Raw genomic sequence first — 21,014 nt, 5'->3', positions numbered from 1 at the left:
GAGAACCTCTCATGACCCAGGCAGAACGCCGCCATGACCGGCTGGCTGTCAGGCTGTCACTGATCATCAGTCGCCTGGTGGCGGGGGAAACACTGAGCGTGCGCAAACTGGCCGTTGAGTTTGGCGTGTCGGTGCGCACGCTGCGGCGGGATTTTCGTGAGCGGCTGATGTATCTGGACCTGGAATATCAGTCCGGTTACTGCCGCTTACGCACTGCTGGCAGTGAGACACAGATGGTGCCCGACGTGCTTATCTTTGCCCACCGGAGCGGGCTGGCAGGTCTTTTTCCTGGCCTTGATCGTCGTCTGGTGAACGCACTGCTTATGTGTGACGAGTCTCCCTGCGTGATAGCACCCGCAAATTCGGTCCCTTCCCCGTCAGGGGCATTATCTTTCTGGCGGCTGATTCAGGCTATTACCGGGCGCAGGAGGGTGACGCTGCTTACCGATGGTCGACGCTGTGAGCGACTGGCACCTTGCCGCCTGCTCATCCACCAGCAGGCCTGGTATCTGGTTGCTGAATACGACGGACATATCGCCGTATTCACGCTGGATGAAATCCATCTGGTTCAGCCCCTGCAGGAGAGTTTCCGGCGCAATGACAGTCTGTGCCGCCTGGTTGAGGACCCGGTCTTCATTCAGGCCTTACCCCATTTTCGTTTTATCCAGCAGTCACTGCTTGCGTTTGTTTCGGCTGACAGCCCACCGGAATAGCACAGGCGTTGTTATCAACCCGGCAGCAGGGAGGAGCCCGATGCCCGTTATTGCCATTATCGCCATTGTTGTCATCGTCATCATTCTGAACAAAATCGGGGTGTCTGACAGTCTCATTGCCCTGACGCTTGCCACCGTTGCCGCTCTGCTTACGGGCGGCGGTGCAGCCGGTGCTGCCAGTGTTGCACTGACGCCGTTCGTTGGTGTGCCGGTGGGTATTTTTGTGGGGATTTATGTTTTCGCCAAAGTGGTTCGTCTGATTTCAGGAAAGAAAAAATGAAACGCAAAACACTATCTCTGCTGACGGTGCTTACCGCCAGCCTGTTTCTGGCCGCCTGCGATGACAGGAGTGATGACCTGAAGGCTATCAGTAAATTTAAGGACCTCACCCCGCCGCGTTTCAGCGATGTGGTTAATCGCAAGGATGATGTCAGGGAAGAGTGGTCGCAGATTACTCTCTCTGGCCCCGCTTTGAAGGTCTTACGTACCCGCCAGTCACCCGATGGTTGCGAGGGTGGCAATTACTACTATCTGGTGGATATGGAGGAAAAAACCGTTCAGCCGCTGATGAATGCGTTGTGCATAGCCGACAACATCACGCTGCAATATCACGAAGATACCGATCCACACACCCAGGAGCGATTCCTTGAGTATTCCCATGACGGCAAGCTGATGGGACGGCTGCTGATACCATCAAACCCTGATAACCGGGAATAAAGAAAATGTTAAAGGAGACAGAAATGAATACCCGTTCACTTACCCGGTTTGTGCTGGCAGGCGCACTGCTCGCGAGCTTTAATGCCTCTGCGGTTCCCGGGCTGTGGCAGCAGGGTTACGGCCAGGGCAATACGGAATACAGCGTAACCGATGCCAGCGGCAAGAGATTCACTATCAACTGTACAGAAAATCCGGACCAGAACGGTTTCTACCAGCATTCTGCTTTTCTTACCCTGGCGGATAACAGAATGGTCAGTTCGCACGATGACGGCACCACAGTCACCGTGGTGATGAATCATCAGCAGTACGTTATTCCGCCCAGCCTGGGCTGGCGTAACGGTGATAATGCCTGGTATGACTTCATCAGCGATATCCGTAAGGCCCGGCAGTTCGAAGTCTATGTCAATGACCGCAAAGCGGGCACTTTCAGCGCTGACCCGACAAACGCCGCGAAGGTCCTGCCCACTCCCGGAGACTGCGGTAACGACTGATACCTGCATTTTCTCCCGCAAACTAACCCCGACAACCGCCAGGCTGTCGGGGTTTTCTTTTATCAGGAGCCAGAAATGTCCCAACCTGTGTTACTGCCACCGGGTACTTTTACCCGGGCGCAGGCGGAAGCCGTCACCGCAGCATACCGCAATATCACCATTGAAGATGACCAGAGGAGTCATTTTCGCCTGGTCGTTCGTGACCGTGAAGGCTGCATGGTCTGGCGGGTCTGGAGTTTTGAGTCTGACGCCGGAGCCGGGCTTAACCCGTATATCCGGCAGTACGGCATTCTGAAGGAGCCATCAGCACACTAATTCCTCGCGCACTAAACCCAATAGCACGACAGCACTCTTCACACCACATCATTTATTTCCTGTCACGCCAGCCCGAGCCGCTGGCGTTTTCATTCCCGGAGAACACCATGACACAGCACACCCTTACACCAGCTAACGAGCCGCAGCTAATTATCACCGCCACGCCAGTACCCGATGAACAGCACATCGGCTTCTGGCCGCAGCACTTTGGCACCATTCCGCAGTGGATAACGCTGGAACCCCGCATCTTCGCCAGGATGGACCGCTTCTGTGAGGATTACGGCGGCGGTATCTGGAGTTTTTACACGCTGAGCAACGGTGGAGCTTTTATGGCCCCCGAGGCTGACAGCGATGAGGTATGGAGTTTGTTCAATAACATGAACGGTAATGGCACGGAAATGAGTGCAGAAGCCGCAGGCATTGCCGTCTGCCTGATTGAATACAGCCATCATGCCTGCCGTACAGAGTGTGACGCGATGACCGTGCATTATTATCGTCTGCGGGACTACGCACTGCAGCATCCTGAAGCTCACGCCATTCTGCGCATCATCGACTGACAGGAGGAGCAACGGATGAAACAGCTTTCCTTTTTACCCGGAGAGATGACACCACAGGACCGGCGTCTCATTCAGCGGGCACTCAGGGTGCTGGACCGGCATCTGCATGAGCCCGGAGTGGCTTTCACCTCCACCCACGCCGTCCGTGAATGGCTACGACTGCATATGGCCGCTCTTGAACGGGAAGAGTTCCGGGTGCTGTATCTGGACAACCAGAACCAGCTTATTGCGCATGAGGCGCTCTTCACCGGCACGATTAACCGCACCGAGGTCCATCCCCGGGAGGTGGTTAAACGCGCCCTGTACTTCAATGCAGCAGCAGTGATACTGGCCCATAACCACCCTTCCGGCGATACCACACCCAGCCAGGCAGACAAAACCATCACGCAGCGGCTGGTACAGACACTTCAGCTTGTGGATATCCGCGTCCCGGACCATCTGATTGTCGGTGGCAAGCAAATATATTCGTTTGCAGAACACGGCCTGTTGTGAGGAACCCTCATGAAAATTATCAGCAAATCCGTCTCTTTCGTTACTGCACCGGCAAATACCAGCGGCATGGCAGCATCCGTCACTACCTCGGTAAGGACTTCCCGGAAATCCCCGGCGAGCTGGCGGTGTACATCGAACGCCGTCAGGACCGTATGCCTGTCTGATGAGTATTACCCTGAACTGAAAATAAAGGAGAATAGTAATGAGCAACATCACATGGGGACTACAGCGGGATATCACGCCGCACCTGGGAGCTCGTCTGGTGCAGGAGGGCAACCGGCTGCATTATCTAGCTGACCGGGCCAGTATCACCGGTAAGTTCAGTGACGCCGAATGCCTGAAACTGGATGAAGCATTTCCGCTGTTTATCAGACAGATGGAATCAATGCTGACCACCGGTGAACTGAATCCCCGCCATCCACACTGCATCGCCCTGTATCACAACGGTTTTACCTGCGAAGCCGATACACTCGGCAGTTGCGGTTACATATACATCGCTGTTTATCCCAGCCAACGCTAAATACCGTCACGAGAGCAAACATGAAACCTCTACCTGCAACAACTTCGCGGGCGACAAAGCCCTGTCTGTCGCCCGTGGCTGTCTGGCAAATACTGCTTACACACCTGCTGGAGCAGCACTATGGTCTGACGCTAAACGATACGCCGTTTAGCGATGAAAGTGTTATTCAGGAGCATATAGACGCCGGTATCATGCTGGCAGATGCCGTTAATTTTCTGGTTGAGAAATACGAACTGGTCCGTATAGATCGCAGGGGATTTAGCAGGCAGGAACAATCGCCTTATCTGCGTGCTGTTGATATTCTGCGGGCACGACAGGCGGCTGGCTTGTTGAGACGGAACCGTAATAACGCTGTATTGTGAATATCGCAAGCAGCATTCCTGATTTAAATCACCAATTTTTCTTCCCGATTTATTCATCATAATGCGCCTGCTATTCACAGCAGGCGCATTTGCTTTTACGGACAAAATATCATGCAGAAAGAAGCTGAAGTCTTAGCCAGTCATAACGAACTTATTTGTTCGACCAACCTTAAACGCATAGGTGGTTGTTGGCAAACTGAATGTGCCGAACTTTAGTTGCTCGGTTTACCGAACAACAGCGGCACTTGAGAGAAGCAGTAGGTGAGAAGTAGATGCCGCTTTGCTACAGTGAAAAAAGAGGCTAAAAAAACAGCTCGTTGTACACCTGATCCACACAAGGAAAATCATTTGGGGGTACTTATGGGGGTTACTCATTTATAAAACACAAAACATGACATAAAAATCAATATGTTAAATACCAAATGCGACTCCTGTGATCTCCGCCAAAATGCCTCAAGTAAGCACGTCTTTAATCACATCTCTTTTAAGCTGTCTTTATCCCGTATTGAACTCTGGCCAACCTGTAAGTCTTACTTACAAGTTCCACAGGAAGGGAATTGTCAGGTAAGCCGCAATATTCGCGCCAGCCAGCCGGAATACAGTCAGTTTGCCGGGCAACAATGACGCTTAAAAGAAGCCGAAGGCGAGTAGGATATTGCCGGTTTACTACAGTGGAAAAAAGAGCCGAAAAAGTAGCTCAGAATGCCCCCACATCCCACAAGCAGAATCATTTGAGGGTGATTATGGGGGTTACTCATTTATCCAATACAAAACATCAATATTAAATCAAAAGACCAGAGGTATTTCATCCACGCTGTGCACAATCATTAATTACGTCATTTTGTGCCATTGTTTATCTGTAAGAAGTGAAATACAACAGATTGCAGAGTGATATAAATTTATAATATTCCGTTTTCAACTGGCTATGCACCATCCTCAACGAATTCCACCATGTCCGTCAGTCTTCCATTCCTGATACAAAATGCGCCTACCACCCCTTCAGTTGTGATGATCGGCTAAAAAACAACGTTTCTTTAACAGTTGATAATTTCTCTTTCAACTGCTTATCACTGACTGCGTCAATGCTAATTCCATTTACCTAACACATATTTATCTAATAATTCACTCTCCAGTACTGAATTTAAAAACTTTCTGGTAAGAATTTTATACTCTTAAGATGCCCTTTACTGATATCTATGTACTCTCCTTTTTTTAACTCACTAATGATTAATGAAATCATGCTTTTAGACAGCTTTGTATGCTTATGCAGATAATACAACGCACTCAATCTCTCTTTTACTTCCGGGCATTCAGAATTCAGAATATTGAGATAGTGACAGATAATCTTGTACGCATTACTGGACGATAGCAGCATCTCACGCGCCAACAACCTTCGGATAATATAGCTCAGGATAACAGAGACGTCATACCACAAGTCATTCTCAGAGATGAGCTGACCCACTTTCTCGGCAGAAAGATAGAACCCTGATGTTTCCGTCTCCGTGAAAAAACGCCCGGCGTATTCATTCGGATAGTAATAATCTACAAAGCCTAAGACCATGGGCGCTCTGACGGAAGACAACCAATAATCATCAGATAACTCATAACGCACCTGTCCCTTTACAAGATAAAAGAATAAAGGTTCGTCATCTGGTGATGTTCTTATTAATTCATTGCCTTCTGCAAGATGGAATGAATAACCATATTGAATAATCATATCGCCAAGTCGTTTAATTGACTCACGAGGGATTTCTAACATAAAGCACGTTACTCCGGTTATTAGCTAATTAAAATAAACAAAGTTAAGGCGCCGACAGCCTCACTGCGACAAATCGGCTGTAAAGTGTTTCAGTTTTGCCATTTCCAGTGTGGTGGTAATACTATGTCGTCTGTCTGCGTGCTGATATACTAATACCAGCAACAATAGTCCCTCCATACTCCTGTTCTTACCACTACCAGGCATCACTGACTGCTGCGGTATCTAATCTGCAACAAATTCTATCTGCTTTGTCTGGCTACTGTTACCGACCGTAGCCGTTACCTGCACTGGTTCCGCAACGGTGTCAGCGATATATACAGTGAATGTTCCTCCATTATTAGTTGTGAACTGCTCCTCACTTGCCGCTGCTGTCGATGCGAATCCGTCGCCTCCCATTGCAAATGTCACTGTACTCTTATCTGCGCTCATGGTGACCACGGCTCCGCCTACCGGGTTACTGTTGGCATCTACCACGGTGACTATCGCTCCTACCGTAGTCTTACCAGCCACGCCACTGCTATTACTGATCTCCATCTCTACCCTGGCCGTAGCGATATCACCCACAAATCTCGACGGACTGGTCTGGCTGGAACCGCCCAGCGTGGCGGTAATCTGGGCCGTTTCCGCTACGGTGTCGGTGAAGGTCACACTCACATGTCCGTTCGCATCCGTGGTGCCTTGCGTGCCGAAACTTACCGTACCTTTGTCTGCACTCCAGGTCACCACAGCCCCGGAGACCGGGTTGTTGTGCGCATCGAGTACTGTGGCCGTTGCAACATTGGCGGTTACACCATCCGCCACGCTACCATTCGGATCGATGACCAACGAACTGACCACCGCCGTTGCTGCATCCGCTATAAAGAGCGACGGTTCGGTCTGGCTGCTGCCGCCCAGCGTGGCGGTAATCTGTGCCGTTTCCGCCACCGTGTCGGTGAAAGTTACACTCACATGCCCGTTCGCATCCGTCGTGCCTTGCGTGCCGAACCTTACCGTGCCTTTGTCTGCGCTCCAGGCCACCGCGGCTCCGGCGACCGGGTTATTGTTCGCGTCCAGCACTGTGGCTGTCGCCGTGTTCGCCGTCGAACCATTCGCCACACTATTGTTAGTATTGATGGTCAGCGTACTGACCACCGCCGTTGCCGCATCCGCTATAAAGAGCGACGGTTCGGTCTGGCTGCTGCCGCCCAGCGTGGCGGTAATCTGTGCTGTTTCCGCCACCGTGTCGGTAAAGGTCACACTCACATGCCCGTTCGCATCCGTGGTGCCTTGCGTGCCGAAATTTACCGTGCCTTTGTCTGCGCTCCAGACCACCGCTGCTCCGGCGACCGGGTTATTGTTCGCGTCCAGCACCGTGGCTGTCGCCGTGTTCGCCGCCGAACCATTCGCCACGCTGCCGTCCTGGTTGATGACCAGCGTACTGACCACCGCCGTCGCAGCATCCCCCACAAAATGACTGTTCTGTGATTTAGCGCTACCATTATCCAAACCTGCGGTAACACTTATGGTTTCTGCCACTGTATCGGTGAAAGTGGCACTCGCCACACCACTCTGATTAGTGCTGGTAAATTTCGAGGAGAATTCCACCGTATTACTACTCGCACTGAGAGCAACTCTTAATCCACCAACCGGATTACCATTCGCATCCACTACCGTCACAGCAACACCATTTTTCGAAGCGCCATTTGCTGGACTATTATCGGGATCAATAACAATAGAGCCGATCCTGGCGGTACTTGCATCTGCAACAAATGTGCTGCCCTGCACCTTACTACTGCCGTTTTCCAGAGTAGCCGTGATCTCTACATGCTCCGCTACGGTGTCCGTATAGGTCAGGCTCGTCTTACCACTACTATCGGTCACTCCTGAAGAGACACTGAGTTTCGCCGTGCTCTTATCTACCGTCCACGTCACAATCGCCCCGGCAATTGGGTTATTGAGAGCATCGACGACCATTGCCGTTACACCATTAGTAGCAATGCCATCTGCAATACTACCGCTATGATCGGGTAGCAAAGTGAGTGTTGCCGTCGCCGCATCCCCCACAAATTTCGACGGTTCAGTCTGACTGCTGCCGCCCAGCGTGGCGGTAATCTGTGCTGTTTCCGCGACGGTGTCGGTGAAGGTCACGCTCACATGCCCGTTCGCATCCGTGGTACCTTGCGTGCCAAAATTTACCGTGCCTTTGTCTGCGCTCCAGACCACCGCGGCTCCGGCGACCGGATTATTGTTCGCGTCCAGCACCGTGGCTGTCGCCGTGTTCGCCGCCGAACCGTTCGCCACGCTGCCGTCCTGGTTGATGATCAGCGTACTGACCACTGCCGTTGTCGCATCCGCCACAAATTTCGATGGTTCGGTCTGACTGGAACCTCCCAGCGTAGCGGTGATTTGCGCCGTTTCCGCTACCGTGTCAGTGAAGGTCACGCTCACATGCCCGTTCGCATCCGTGGTGCCCTGCGTGCCGAACCTTACTGTGCCTTTGTCTGCGCTCCAGACCACCTCTGCTCCGGCGACCGGGTTATTGTTCGCGTCCAGCACCGTGGCTGTCGCCGTATTCGCCGCCGAACCGTTCGCCACACTGCCGTCCTGGTTGATGACCAGCGTACTGACCACCGCCGTTGCCGCATCCGCCACAAATTGCGATGGTTCGGTCTGGCTGGAACCACCCAGCGTAGCGGTGATTTGCGTCGTTTCCGCCACCGTGTCGGTGAAGGTCACACTCACATGACCATTTGCATCCGTGGTGTCCTGCGTGCCGAACCTTACTGTGCCTTTGTCTGCGCTCCAGACCACCGCAGCTCCGGCGACCGGGTTATTGTTCGCGTCCAGCACCGTGGCTGTCGCCGTGTTCGCCGCCGAACCGTTCGCCACGCTGCCGTCCTGGTTGATGACCAGCGTACTGACTACCGCTGTATCCGTATCGGCAACAAAGGTGGTGGTTTTTGTTTGCGTCGCACCACTGACACTTACCGTCACTGTTACGTTCACCGTTTCGGCTTTCGCATCCGTCAGCGTCATCACCGCCTGGCCCGAAGTATCCGTCGTGGATGTTGGCCCCGCCAGGGAGGCTGTTCCATCCACCGTCCAGTTCACTACAACATTCGCCTGCGGGGTATTTGCGGTATCTACGACAATAACCGTGGCGGTACTGACGGTACGCCCGTCGGCTTTTATCTGTTGCGCGACATCAAAACGGCTGATCTTCAAAGCGGTCAGATCAACAGAGAAATGACTGGGCTGCGACTGGCTGCTACCGTTCGCCAGTACCGCAGTGATGTTGGTACTTTCAGCCACAGTATCTGTAAATTGCACACTGACTTTGCCGTCTGCCCCGGTATTGCTCGAACCGGAACTGAATTTCACCGTTCCTTTATCCGCCTGCCATGCCACAGCAATCCCCGGTACCGGATGCCCCTGCGCGTCCAGTACTGTCACCGTCGCCGTATTGGTTGTCTTACCATCTGCCGGGCTGCTGTCCTGGTCCACCGTCAGGCTACTGATAAACGCCGTCGCCACATCCGCTGTAAACGTTGTATTTACACTACGGGACACATTATTCGCCGTCGCGGTCACGACAGTCGTGCCCATAGAAAGATTCGTCAGCGTGGTCGACGCCAGCCCTTTGGCATCCGTTACTACCGAGGTATTTTCCAGCACCGCACCGTTCCCGGCACTGAATGCCACTGTGATCCCCGCTACCGCATTGCCCCGCACATCGGTCACGCTGGCCTGTACCACGTTAGTCGCTTTCCCATCTGCCGCGGCATTGTCTTTCGTTATTTTTAGATCGCTGAGGGTGGCTGCCTCATCTGGCAAAAACGTCACGCTGACATCTGCCGCATTGCCGTTCTCCAGCGTCGCGGTGATTTTCGCTTCTCCGGCAACCACACTGGTGATCTCCGTGGTCGCCATTCCCTGTGCATCCGTCGTCGCACTTGCCGCCAACAGAGTTCCGGCACTGGTTGCAAATTTGACCGCCAACCCAGGTACCGGCTGGTTTGTCTGCGTATCAATTACCGTCAGACGTACCGTGTTTCGGGTATTACCGTCCGCCAGTGCGTTATCGTTTACCACCACAAATGATGAGATGTCGTTTCGCGCTTTGTGGACCATTACCACCGTTTCCGCGCTGTTTGATTTGTTATGGCGCGAGTCATACGCCACTGCGCTAATACGATAGGTATTCACACTGCCCTGCTCCGCTTTCCAGGCCGGCAGTGTGATAAGCAGTGATTCACGGGATTGTTGTGTAACGCTGCCTCCCGCATTGACAATACTGCTGTAGTCCCAGTCCACACTCTCTGTACCGTATTTTGCCCGTACGTCCGCGGTTAGCGACACGGTACTGTTCGCATCCGCAGATACTGTCGCTGGCAGCGACAGGGTAATAATATCCTGTTTTTTATACTGCATAACGATGGTGTTATTACGTTCAACCATATCGTAACGACTGCCTGCCAGCGTCCGGGCCAACCCGACCATATCCGGATCGGTCTGATCGGCCATTGATACGCCCAGACGATAGTTGAAGTTCAAAAACACCCGTGAATCATTCGTATTGCTGCCGCTACGATGCTCCGCTCCTAACGTAACCAGCGGGATCGGCGTGTAGTTCAACCCAACCGTCACCGCCGAAGGTGAGTCCGCCAGATCCGTGTGGTCATCAAGAGCGACATTCTTGCCAAAATATTTCTCATACGTTGCGTTCATGCCAACATTTGGATATGAAGGCAACCAGCCGGCCAGACGCACGTCGTATCCGTTGGCTGGTCGCTCATCGTAATCTTCCATATCTTCAACGCCAGACTGGTGCCAGTCGGTAATGCGCTGGTAAAGGTTGGCGGACAGTTTGAGGTAATCCGTCCAGGCTTCAGTGCCAATACCGTAGCGACTGTTTTCTCCGGTGATGTCGTAGTCATAGAAACTGTTCACACCAAGCATCCAGTTACCCGTGAAGCCGCGCACTCCAAGGCCGATATTGGAGGTCGTGCGTTTATCATCCGTATCCCGGCGGATCCCGCCCTGGGTAAAAATCAGGTAATCAGGGGTATCAAGCATCGGGAATAACAGATCGAGATCGCCACCGCCCGGGAAGGATAAATTTACCCGCGCATGCCCGTACTGATTCAGCCAGGTTTCCATACGCTGGTTGGCAATCCCGGCGGCAATTCCGGCGGCGGCACTACGTCCCTGAGCTGCAGGATCATCACTGCCCAAAACCTGCCACAGGCGCGTAGCTGCGGTCTTACCTGAATCAATCATCTGCAACTCAGGATCGGCGACAGAGGAGGTTTTCCCCGCTTCTGGTTCTGAAGCTAAGGCAGGCAATTCCGCAGATTTAGTCGGCTGTGAGGAGAAAAAACCGGATGATTCCTGAGACGTCTTTTTGACATTTAGCTCAACAGAAGAGGAAGACCATATTTTATCGTTCTCTTCCGGAGGGGAGTCGGGGACAGCAGAGAGAAGCGCTGAGTTACGCATGGTGGTCATGGACTGACTGAATTGCTGTTCTGACGGTGAAGCGGCCACAGCCACAGAAACCCATGAGAATGAAAGCAGGACAGGCATGACAATTTGCAGAAATATATTCAGTAACGCAATTGTCTGAATTAAACGTGCGCTAAAGCGCCTGTCCGGCCTGGCATGCATGTTATTAGATACTCGGTAGATTTAGCATTAATAATTCGCCCTATAATATTTTATTTTTAAGGCAAGAAAAATTACTGTGTTAGTCCAAAAATGGAATATTCTATTTATGCAATGGAAAACAGGTATCTATTATTATATTTACAGGGAATCGATAATAAAAATCATTTACTAAAGTAAGGCCGCCATTATCTAAAACGGTTCATAGTTTATGCTGTTCACCTGCATTTTTATTAATTATTGCCTTCCTGATGCTCCTTAGGAGGTAATCGCTTCGTTTGTTCTGGCAAAACTTTGAGCGATATCCTCACCTTGCAAAGATGATCGAGTAAGCCAAATCTGGCAATGTAATAAGATGTAACATTGGTTTGCTATAACTATGGGCAATAAAATCCTATTCAGCAAGCATCTTTATAAAATTTTTCTGACTTTTTAATTCACACATAACTCATTGGAAAAAGACACTATTAGCCTGGACTTCACTCAGCGAGGGCGAAGTTTCAATAAAAAAGAAAGAAAGAAACGGTGCCGAGGTGATCACCTTATATTGGTAATTGACATTTTATGCATTTTAATCATCTTTACCGCGTTGAACAGCGCGAGAAAAACACGCCATGCCAGCTCTTCACTACTGTCAGTACATTTCTGGAGGAGTAAAAGAACAGTTCTGACTAAAAACCGCCCCTCCGGCTCTCTGGCAAACCAGCTCCCTTATCGATAAGGGATCGATAAAAAAGTATTGCCCGAGTGGTTATTTTTCCATTCGAAACAAGAAAAAACCATCTTTTTTAAGTTGTTACCTCAGCAAAATCCAGCAGACAGTGTTCGTTTGGTGTGCCTACGGTGAGAACAATCAAATGCATTAAGTACATTAACCACTTCCTGGCAAAAAACATCACTCATCTTTCGTGATCCGTTTAGTAATCCGAACACGACGTCCATTTTTGGTAAATGGCAACATTTCATTTACAAAAAAGATATATAAAACAAACCAGGAGAAACAAATAAGGAGTATTTATTATAATAACAGCACCACTTTTAATTTGCAGAACAATAATAACAAGAGTAACTAATTTGGTATATTTTTACCAACCAGGAGATGATAATCAATGTGACACCAGTAATATATCACTTCACAGAAACTTATTTCACGGCATTTATTAACGGTTAAAAATAAATACAAAAATCATATCAATCAAGAACTTATAATAATACCGCAAAAAATAAAAAACTCTCATTTAAATCACCAAAATTCCAATAATGGATTAAATAACAAAACAAATTGAACTCAAAATATAGAAATGATTATTCTATTTGCGAGATTTCGTGAGACAGCACAAGCACCAGAAGAAGTATGTCGTATATCTGTGCACGCGGAATTTTAAATAACTACGGTGACTACATGATGTTTATCTGAAGAGATAGATAGGGGATTTTACTATCCGTCCTCTCTGCCCTCTGAATTATATCTCGAATATATAGTGTTGCCGAGAGCATTCTTTTTTGCATAACAGGAGTTTTAGATTGAAAAGTTGTGGCAAGTTCCATAAAACACGAATCGCCCTCGCGTGCTCTTTAGCTGTAGCATTTCAAGCTTCGGCAACAGACATTTCGAATGGCGTATGGGATACCTTCATTTACGATGGTACTTCAGGCGTAACTTATCAGGGATATGCGGACTGGAACGGCGCAGATGCCAATATTTACCCTGTCATCAATAACTCCGTCGTAAACGGTGTTATTTCGACAAATTACCTTGATGCAGATACAGCCAATCCAAATTCACTCTCCATCAGCAATACGACTGTACACGGAATGGTGACGTCTGCTTGCATGACTTCAGGTTGCACTGACGTCGAGCAGAACTATAACGATCCGCTGACATTGACCGTTAATAATTCAACTATTGATGACAGCTTTGAGCATTTTGATTATTACAACACCGATGGTACCTCTGCGGGTTCTTTACCAATCTATAATCTGGGTACAGCAATTACGCTTGATCAAGAAAGCAATATTGCCATTGAAAACAACTCTCACGTTGCTGGTATTACATTAGGCCAGGAAATTCAAGATTACGCCGACAGCGGTAGCACTGACAGCTTTGTAGACAATATTGTTGTCAATGATTCTTCCGTTACCTCTGGAGCCTGGACTGAGCTGGATACGTCAGGTTTCTACGGTCAGTCAGAAAAACCTTCTGATTACACCGGCGCACTGACAATGCAGGCTGATTTCGATGTGAATGGCGATGGTGTCATTAATAGCAATGATCAAACCATCAACATGAATGATGTTGCGATTGCGGCTATCGATAATCCGGATTCAACTGAATCCATGAAAACCAATGCAACATTCAACAATTCAACCTTAACGGGCGATGTGTTGTTCGTCAGTCGTTTCAATAACGGTTTTGCACCTGCAGGTGTTGATACCAATGCAGACGGCGTGATCGATTCTAACCTGGGTTATGCTGATGACAGCCTGAACCAGGACGAAATGAACCTGACGCTTGATAATGGAAGCAAGTGGGTCGGTGCGGCAATCTCTGACGTTGATGCAACAGCAACACTGTACGATATTGCAGCAAACAGCCTGATTCCTTCCTCAACTTATAACGCCGACACGGGATATGTTGATGGTGCAGCCGTCTTCCAGAGTGGGATCTTTAACGTAACGCTGGATCATGGTTCTGAGTGGGATACCCGTAAAGCTTCCGATGTAGATACCTTAACCGTGTCTAATGGCTCGCAGGTGAACGTAGAAAGTTCTGCGCTGCTGGCCGATACCATCAACCTGAATAGCTCTTCATCCATGAACATCGGTGATGATGGTCAGGTAGATACTAATGCCATGAATATTGATGGTAATAGTACGGTGAATCTGACAGAGGAAACGGCAAATTTATATGCTAATACCATTACTGTCAGCAATGGCGCAGCACTAAATATTGGCACGGGTGAAGTCGACACGCATAACCTTGTCCTGACCTCAGGTGGTCAGCTTGATGTGGGTAGCCGCGAATATGTCCTGAACAGTGACATGAACACGGGTTATACCAATGGTAATACCGATAACGCATCTGACTATGGTGTAGTCGATGTGAATTCTGATGGTCATCTGGCAGTCAATGGCGATGTCGCAGGTAACTATAAAGTTAGCGTGAATAATGCCACCGGCAAAGGCTCTGTTGCTGATTATAAAGGTCATGAGCTGATTCGCGTTTATGATGATAACACCGATACGCAGGCTTCCTTTACCGCAGCAAACAAAGCCGATCTGGGCGCTTATCAGTATGAAGCTCAGCAGAGCGGTGATTCTGTTGTACTGAAACAGGATGGCTTAACCGATTATGCCAATATTGCGCTGAGCATCCCGTCTGCTAACACCAATATCTGGAATCTGGAACAAGATGCACTGGCAAATCGTTTGGATAATGGCCGTGTAAATCAAAACAGTCAGGATACTGGCGGTGCATGGGCGACTTACATCGGCGGTCACTTCCAGGGAGATACCGATACACTAAGCTATGATCAAGATACCAGCGGCATCATGGTTGGTTTTGATAAAGCGATTGAAGGTAATGGTGCGAACTGGATTGTCGGTGCCGCTGCCAGCTTCATGAAAGGTGATATCGATGATCAAACCGGCCATGTCGATCAGGATAGCCAGTCTGCTCGTGTTTATACCTCTACGCGCTTTAACAACAATGTCTTCGTTGATAGCACATTGAGCTACAGCCACTTTGATAATGACCTGTCTGCGAGCATGAGCAATGGTAATTCAGTAAGCGGCAACGGTATCTCTTCTGACGCCTGGGGTCTGAATCTGAAAGCTGGTTATGACTGGAAATACAATCAGAATGGCTACGTTACTCCATACGCAAGCATTTCTGGTCTGTTCCAGGATGGTGACGGATACCAGCTCAGCAACAATATGAATGTTGATAGCCAGTCTTATGACAGCATGCGTTATGAAGCAGGCGTCAATACCGGCTATACCTTTAGCTTCGGCGAACAGTCATTCGTTCCGTATGCAAAAATCGCATATGTGTATGATGATTCAGATAATAACAGCGCAGATGTTAATGGCGATGATATTGATAATGGTGTGGGTGGTTCAGCAGTACGCGCCGGGTTGGGTGGTCAATTCAACTTTACTAAAAACTTTAGTGCATATGCCGGCGGTGATTATCTTGGCGGAGCTGATGTCGATCAAGACTGGTCAGCAAATGCTGGTGTGAAATATACCTGGTAATAAGTTAATGCAAAGGCCTGCTACTGCAGGCCTTTAATTATTAGGGGAGCGCTATTCCAATTGCATTAGTAAGATATTAAAAATCTCTTCAAGTATATTTTTGCACATCCCAATAATGCACCAGAATGCCTCCCATCATTAACTTCCGCCAAAAAATCAAGATATTAAAATCAATTCCAGACCATTAAATATCATCATATCAATTAACATCATGGATATTTATTATGAACAAGCAGTGGATGTGCTATTTTGTTGCTCTTATTATTCTCAGTGGTTGTGTTGATGCAACGCATCCAACAAACGATGTGACTAAAAATAAAGCTTCAACGGATGACTCACTTTTCTCAAACAGCGAGTGTATTAATAACTTCAACGTACTACGAAAAGTTGATCCTGATAAGTTTATGCTTTATCAAAAGCAGTTCACTGAAATCAATAAAAGCTATGATTTTTATGATAAAAACTCAACCATTCTGGATAAAGACCATAAAGAATTGATCGCTATGGAGGCCAATTCAAAGCTGCATTTAATCTGCGCTCGAGTTAAAAATGCCGCCTATGCCGGTATCGAAAAAAAAATGTACGCAATCAGCCAATTGTGATTTGAGTATCGACTACCAGCAAGTTCACTGAGTATGTAATAAATGGCATTTACAGCTTCATTCTTCGCCGGATAACGCTTATACGTGTCCGGCCAACAAAGAACATGATGTCCAATCAACTTTCCAATACCACCCTTAATATTTCCAGTAGCCTGACATCTTTCATCGCAACCAACAGCATCTGTTATTTTTCGACACAATTATCGCCGTCAACTTACGCGACACACGTCACTGAATTTGTCGATGTGCCATTGCTATTCTTTCCCCCGAATCAGGAAACATCCTGAATACCTCGATATTCACTGCGTAATAATTGAGCGAAACGGGCACTTTATTTTGTCCAGAAGACTTCAACCTACCAATGGATATTAGGAGAAAACGTGGGCAGGGGCGTTTATCTCTCTGGCGAGCAATGTCTGAGCGTTCGGACGTTATCGCATTTCAGCAAACAGTGTGTTTCCGGTGTATTTATGGCGTACTTATGAGGGATATTTAATGTTTACGTTTAAAAAGTGCCTGATTGCACTTTCTATAAATTTGGCTGTTGTTTCATCAGGCTTTGCTTGTACGACCCTGCTGGTCGGCAATGAAGCGTCGGCGGATGGATCCATGTTGGTAGCCCGCAGTGCAGACAGCGATGCCCTGAAAGCACAGCATTTTGTCATTCATCCGGCAAAACAGAATCAGACCGGTGTGTACAGCACCAAAGCGCATAATGGCGCGAATGATTTTACCTGGCCGCTGCCAAAAAATTCCCTGCGTTACACCACCGTTCCAAACTGGAAAACGCAACTGCATGGCGCAACCGGTTTTAACGAACTGGGCGTCGGCGTGAGCGGTACAGAATCTATTTTTGCTTCGCCAAAAGCGCTGGCCGTCGACCCATATGTTGAAGACAAAGGCATCACCGAAGACGATATTCCGGATATCCTGCTGTCACAGAGCAAAACAGCCCGTGAAGCGGTGGCGTTGCTGGGACATATCGTTGAAACCGCCGGAGCTGGCGAAGGCTTTGGCGTTGCCGTGGTGGACGATAACGAAATCTGGTATCTGGAAACCGGTAGCGGCCACCAGTGGATGGCACAGCGTTTACCGAATAATCAATATTTTGCCACTGGTAATCAGGGACGCTTACAGGATTACGATCCTAAGAACCCTAATATGATGGCGTCAAAAAACCTGGTTGAGTTCGCGACCGAAAAAGGTCTTTACGATCAGGCAAAAGATGGCAAATTCAACTTTTCCAAAGTCTATACTCGTGACGATGAGCGTGACCGCACATATAACGATCCCCGCGTCTGGACTATTCAGAAAGAGTTCAATCCTTCCGTAAAACAGGATATGGCCGCAGGTCGTGAATTCCCGGTATTCATGACGCCAGAGAAGAAAATGACGCTGGACGATGTGAAATCGGTGTTGCGTAACCACTATGAAGGCACCAAACATGACCCTTACACCAACGGCCTGAACGGTAAAGAGCCGTGGCGTCCGGTCAGTGTCTTCCGTACCTACGAAGCGCACGTTATGCAGGTACGTCCGTGGTTGCCAAAAGAGATTGGTGAAACAACTTATATTGGTCTGGGTATGGCCGATCTTACCGCCTTTGTTCCCTACTATAGCGGCCTGAAAGCGTATCCGGCCAACTATACGATGGGCACGAACAACGCTGACGATCAATCCATTTACTGGAAGTATCGCAAATTACAGACGCTGACCATGACGGACTATCCGAAGCTCGCCCCTATCGTCAAAAAAGCCTACAAAGCGTGGGAAGACAAAGTGGCGAAGGAGCAAAAAGAGGTTGAGGCAGAATATCTGAAGATGGCAAAAACCGATAAACCCGCCGCCGATAAGATGCTGAATGACTTCAACCTGCGCATCATGGCCGATGCCGAGAAGCTGACCGAAGACCTGACTAATCAGTTGTTCACCATCCGCACCAAAGACATTCAGTCTGATATTTTCTTTGCTAACGCCAGCAAAAAAGACTGAGTGACCGCAGAGTAGAAAGCCAGGTTAAAGACCTGATGATTCTGGTGCAGAGCAAGAACGTTAGCTCTGCGCCAGCATTTCACACCGCGCCTTCACGGCATCGTGCAATAACCGTACCGCCGTTGAAAGCTGTTTACGATGTGGGCAAATCATATTCAACGGAACTTTTTCCCCCAGATACCCCGGCATCAGCAACTGCAAACGACCGTCACGCACATCTTCGCTCACATCCAGCCACGACTTATACGCAATCCCCTCACCGGCAATCGCCAGACGCCTTATCACTTCGGCATCATCGCTCATAATGGTGCTGTTGACCTGCACGCTACTGATTTCACCATTACGCGTAAACGTCCAGCGATCATGAAGCCGCCCGCGTAATACAAAGGTCATGGCGTTCAGCTGCGCTAAATCGCCAGGGTGTTGCGGCTCACCGTATTGTGCAATCCAGTCCGGAGAAGCCACCAGCACGCGGCGATTACCTGGCGCGACGGGCAACGCGATATAAGACGCGTCTTCGGTATTGCCATACCGAAACGCGACATCGACGGGATCTTTAAATATATCGGTCACCTGGTCGGAGAAAAAGACCCGCAGGCGCAGCGCAGGATAGCGACGACGAAACGACTGAAAGACCGGCAACAACAGATTCCGTCCGAGATCGGACGGCACCGCAATTTGCAGCATGCCTGAAATCTCATCTTCCGGCGTCTGGATTTTTTGCAATCCGGCGTGCATTACATCCAGCATCTGACGGGCATAGGGCAACCAGATCTCACCTTCCGGTGTGAGCCGCAGGCTACGTGTGGAGCGAGCGAACAGGCGAATCGCCAGCGTAGACTCCAGACGCTTGATGGCTGAACTGACCTGGGCGGGCTGGACGCCGACTTCGCGCGCCGCATCACTAAAACTGTTCAGCGCCGCGGCGCGGACAAACAACGTGAGATCTTCAAGCCGGAACATTTTCACTCCCCGAGTATAAGTCCTGTCGCCGTGAGGCTATTTTTCCCGTTCTGATGCCGGTTTACCATCGAATTATTCAACAGATATACCCTAAATAATTCGAGTTGCATGAAGGCGGCAAGGGAGTGAATCTCCTGGAACATAGCGAACTATGTGACTGGAGTGAGCGAGCGTAGCCAACGCACATGCAGCTTGAAGTATGACGGGTATAAATAGATTCCTGTAACCGGAGAGACTATGAAAGCTATCGCCATTACCCACGCCGCAACCAACGGCAGCAATATTGAATTTTTACAAGAAATTGACCTGCCGGTTCCGATCGCTACCGGACATGACCTTTTAGTTGAAGTGAAAGCTATTTCCGTCAACCCCGTCGATACCAAAGTACGCGAAGGTTTCAATGCCGACGTGCCGCGCGTGCTGGGCTGGGATGCGGTTGGCGTGGTGAAATCCGTGGGCGATGCGGTGACGCTGTTCGCGCCTGGCGACGAAGTCTGGTACGCCGGTGCGCTGGGTCGTGCTGGCAGTAACAGTGAATTTCAGCTGGTTGATGAACGCATTGTTGCGCTGAAGCCACAATCACTGGATAACGCTTCAGCGGCAGCCCTGCCGCTGACCGCCATCACTGCGTGGGAAATGCTGTTCGACCGCCTGGGCGTTGAGGAAAATGGCAATGAGAATGATGTTTTATTGATTGTCGGCGCTGCAGGCGGCGTTGGTTCTATCCTGACCCAACTAGCCAGTAAGCTGACCAAAATGACCGTTATCGGTACGGCATCGCGTCCGGAAAGCCAGAAATGGGTGCGTGAAGCGGGCGCTCATCATGTGATTGATCACAGTAAACCGCTGACAGAAGAGCTGGCACGAACAGGCATTAAACAGGTGACCCATGTCGCCAGCCTGAACAATACCGAGCAGCACTATCAGCAGATTATTGCCGCGCTGGCGCCACAGGGAAAACTGGCGCTAATTGACGATCCGCAATCCCTTGATGCGCGTCCGCTGAAAACTAAAAGCATTTCTCTGCACTGGGAATTTATGTTCACACGCTCGATGTTTGAAACACACGACATCATTGCCCAGCATCAGCTACTGACCCGCGTGGCGCAACTGATTGACAGCAAGGTTATCCATACCACGCTGGGCGAACATTTTGGTGCCATCACCGCGGCTAATTTGCAAAAAGCCCATGCCCAAATTGAAACCGGTCGTTCAGTGGGCAAGATTGTTCTGGAGGGATTTTAAATGCCTGACTCTACGGTGATTTCAATCATAGCGGTGCTAAAAGCCAAACCAGGGAAAATCAACGCACTGAAACAAGCGCTGCAAGCCCTTTTGCTACCCACTCGCCGGGAGCCGGGCAATATTGAGTATGCGCTGTTTCAGTTACGCGATACGCCGGATGTATTTTACGTGCGTGAATCCTGGCGAGGCCAGGCAGGTCTGGACGAACATATCGCCTTACCGCATTTCCAGACGTTTATTCTGCAAATGAACGACCTGCTGGCCGAGCCGCTGCGTCTGGATTATCTGACACCGATAGACGCTTAACATTATCCCAGAGCTCCCTGCCTGGCGGGGGGAGCTAAAGACAGTGCATGAGGTATTCCTGCTGTCAGAGTCATCTCTGC

General features: G+C 49.6%; 17 protein-coding genes and 1 pseudogene. 15 read left to right on the top strand and 3 right to left on the bottom strand.

Going from position 1 to position 21,014, the window contains the following annotated elements:
- Nucleotides 1-11: 11 nt before the first annotated feature.
- The 10 genes and pseudogenes from OGY01_RS09465 to OGY01_RS09420 all read left to right on the top strand — a co-directional run bounded on the left by OGY01_RS09465 (nt 12) and on the right by OGY01_RS09420 (nt 4,167).
- Nucleotides 12-713, top strand: a complete 702-nt coding sequence (locus OGY01_RS09465) for a DeoR family transcriptional regulator (RefSeq protein WP_286492961.1) — start codon at nt 12-14, stop codon at nt 711-713.
- 40 nt (nt 714-753) lie between these two features.
- Complete coding sequence (ypjK, locus tag OGY01_RS09460) at nt 754-993, top strand: protein YpjK (RefSeq protein WP_199963550.1); 240 nt, start codon at nt 754-756, stop codon at nt 991-993.
- On the top strand, nt 990-1,430 hold the full coding sequence (locus OGY01_RS09455) for a YfjS/YafY family lipoprotein (RefSeq protein WP_199963551.1): 441 nt from the start codon (nt 990-992) through the stop codon (nt 1,428-1,430). Before ypjK ends, OGY01_RS09455 begins: the two co-directional genes overlap by 4 nt.
- 23 nt (nt 1,431-1,453) lie before the next feature.
- Nucleotides 1,454-1,921, top strand: a complete 468-nt coding sequence (locus OGY01_RS09450) for a YfjT/YkfB family phage-associated protein (RefSeq protein ID WP_199963552.1) — start codon at nt 1,454-1,456, stop codon at nt 1,919-1,921.
- Between the two features lie 75 nt (nt 1,922-1,996).
- The gene (locus OGY01_RS09445; RefSeq protein WP_199963553.1) at nt 1,997-2,236 is read left to right on the top strand and encodes a DUF905 domain-containing protein; all 240 of its coding nucleotides are present in this window, start codon (nt 1,997-1,999) and stop codon (nt 2,234-2,236) included.
- Nucleotides 2,237-2,343: 107 nt separating this feature from the next.
- The gene (locus tag OGY01_RS09440; protein ID WP_199963554.1) at nt 2,344-2,793 is read left to right on the top strand and encodes an antirestriction protein; all 450 of its coding nucleotides are present in this window, start codon (nt 2,344-2,346) and stop codon (nt 2,791-2,793) included.
- Between the two features lie 15 nt (nt 2,794-2,808).
- Nucleotides 2,809-3,285 (top strand): JAB domain-containing protein, encoded by a 477-nt coding sequence (locus OGY01_RS09435; protein WP_286492960.1) that lies wholly within the window; start codon nt 2,809-2,811, stop codon nt 3,283-3,285.
- A gap of 29 nt (nt 3,286-3,314) precedes the next feature.
- Nucleotides 3,315-3,469: pseudogene (locus OGY01_RS09430) on the top strand (DUF987 family protein); the annotation flags it as partial.
- Between the two features lie 18 nt (nt 3,470-3,487).
- Nucleotides 3,488-3,805 (top strand): type IV toxin-antitoxin system YeeU family antitoxin, encoded by a 318-nt coding sequence (locus tag OGY01_RS09425; RefSeq protein ID WP_286492958.1) that lies wholly within the window; start codon nt 3,488-3,490, stop codon nt 3,803-3,805.
- A gap of 20 nt (nt 3,806-3,825) precedes the next feature.
- Complete coding sequence (locus OGY01_RS09420; RefSeq protein ID WP_199963557.1) at nt 3,826-4,167, top strand: TA system toxin CbtA family protein; 342 nt, start codon at nt 3,826-3,828, stop codon at nt 4,165-4,167.
- A 1,141-nt stretch (nt 4,168-5,308) separates the two neighbouring features.
- Here OGY01_RS09420 and OGY01_RS09415 read toward each other — a convergent pair.
- Entirely contained in the window at nt 5,309-5,926 is a 618-nt protein-coding gene (locus tag OGY01_RS09415) for a helix-turn-helix domain-containing protein (protein WP_200011169.1), read from the bottom strand.
- 222 nt (nt 5,927-6,148) lie between these two features.
- Nucleotides 6,149-11,572, bottom strand: coding sequence for an Ig-like domain-containing protein (locus tag OGY01_RS09410; protein WP_286492956.1), 5,424 nt, complete (start codon nt 11,570-11,572; stop codon nt 6,149-6,151).
- Nucleotides 11,573-13,093: 1,521 nt separating this feature from the next.
- Here OGY01_RS09410 and OGY01_RS09405 point away from each other — a divergent pair.
- The 3 genes from OGY01_RS09405 to OGY01_RS09395 all read left to right on the top strand — a co-directional run bounded on the left by OGY01_RS09405 (nt 13,094) and on the right by OGY01_RS09395 (nt 18,420).
- The gene (locus OGY01_RS09405) at nt 13,094-15,826 is read left to right on the top strand and encodes an autotransporter YaiT-related protein (RefSeq protein WP_048223145.1); all 2,733 of its coding nucleotides are present in this window, start codon (nt 13,094-13,096) and stop codon (nt 15,824-15,826) included.
- Between the two features lie 224 nt (nt 15,827-16,050).
- A complete protein-coding gene (locus OGY01_RS09400) occupies nt 16,051-16,428 on the top strand; it encodes a YuaE family lipoprotein (protein WP_286492953.1) in 378 nt (125 codons plus the stop codon).
- Between the two features lie 495 nt (nt 16,429-16,923).
- On the top strand, nt 16,924-18,420 hold the full coding sequence (locus OGY01_RS09395) for a C69 family dipeptidase (RefSeq protein ID WP_225761335.1): 1,497 nt from the start codon (nt 16,924-16,926) through the stop codon (nt 18,418-18,420).
- Between the two features lie 60 nt (nt 18,421-18,480).
- Here OGY01_RS09395 and OGY01_RS09390 read toward each other — a convergent pair whose 3' ends face one another.
- Entirely contained in the window at nt 18,481-19,383 is a 903-nt protein-coding gene (locus OGY01_RS09390) for a LysR family transcriptional regulator (protein ID WP_286492951.1), read from the bottom strand.
- A 237-nt stretch (nt 19,384-19,620) separates the two neighbouring features.
- Between OGY01_RS09390 and OGY01_RS09385 the strand changes: the two genes are divergently transcribed.
- Nucleotides 19,621-20,628, top strand: coding sequence for a zinc-binding alcohol dehydrogenase family protein (locus OGY01_RS09385; protein ID WP_286492950.1), 1,008 nt, complete (start codon nt 19,621-19,623; stop codon nt 20,626-20,628).
- Nucleotides 20,629-20,934: a putative quinol monooxygenase gene (locus OGY01_RS09380; RefSeq protein ID WP_045448872.1), complete on the top strand. Its 306-nt coding sequence runs from the start codon at nt 20,629-20,631 to the stop codon at nt 20,932-20,934.
- Nucleotides 20,935-21,014 lie beyond the last annotated feature (80 nt).

Source organism: Citrobacter sp. Cm038 (genome assembly GCF_030333105.1).
GTDB lineage: Bacteria > Pseudomonadota > Gammaproteobacteria > Enterobacterales > Enterobacteriaceae > Citrobacter > Citrobacter murliniae.
This window is presented reverse-complemented; position numbering and strand designations above follow the sequence as displayed.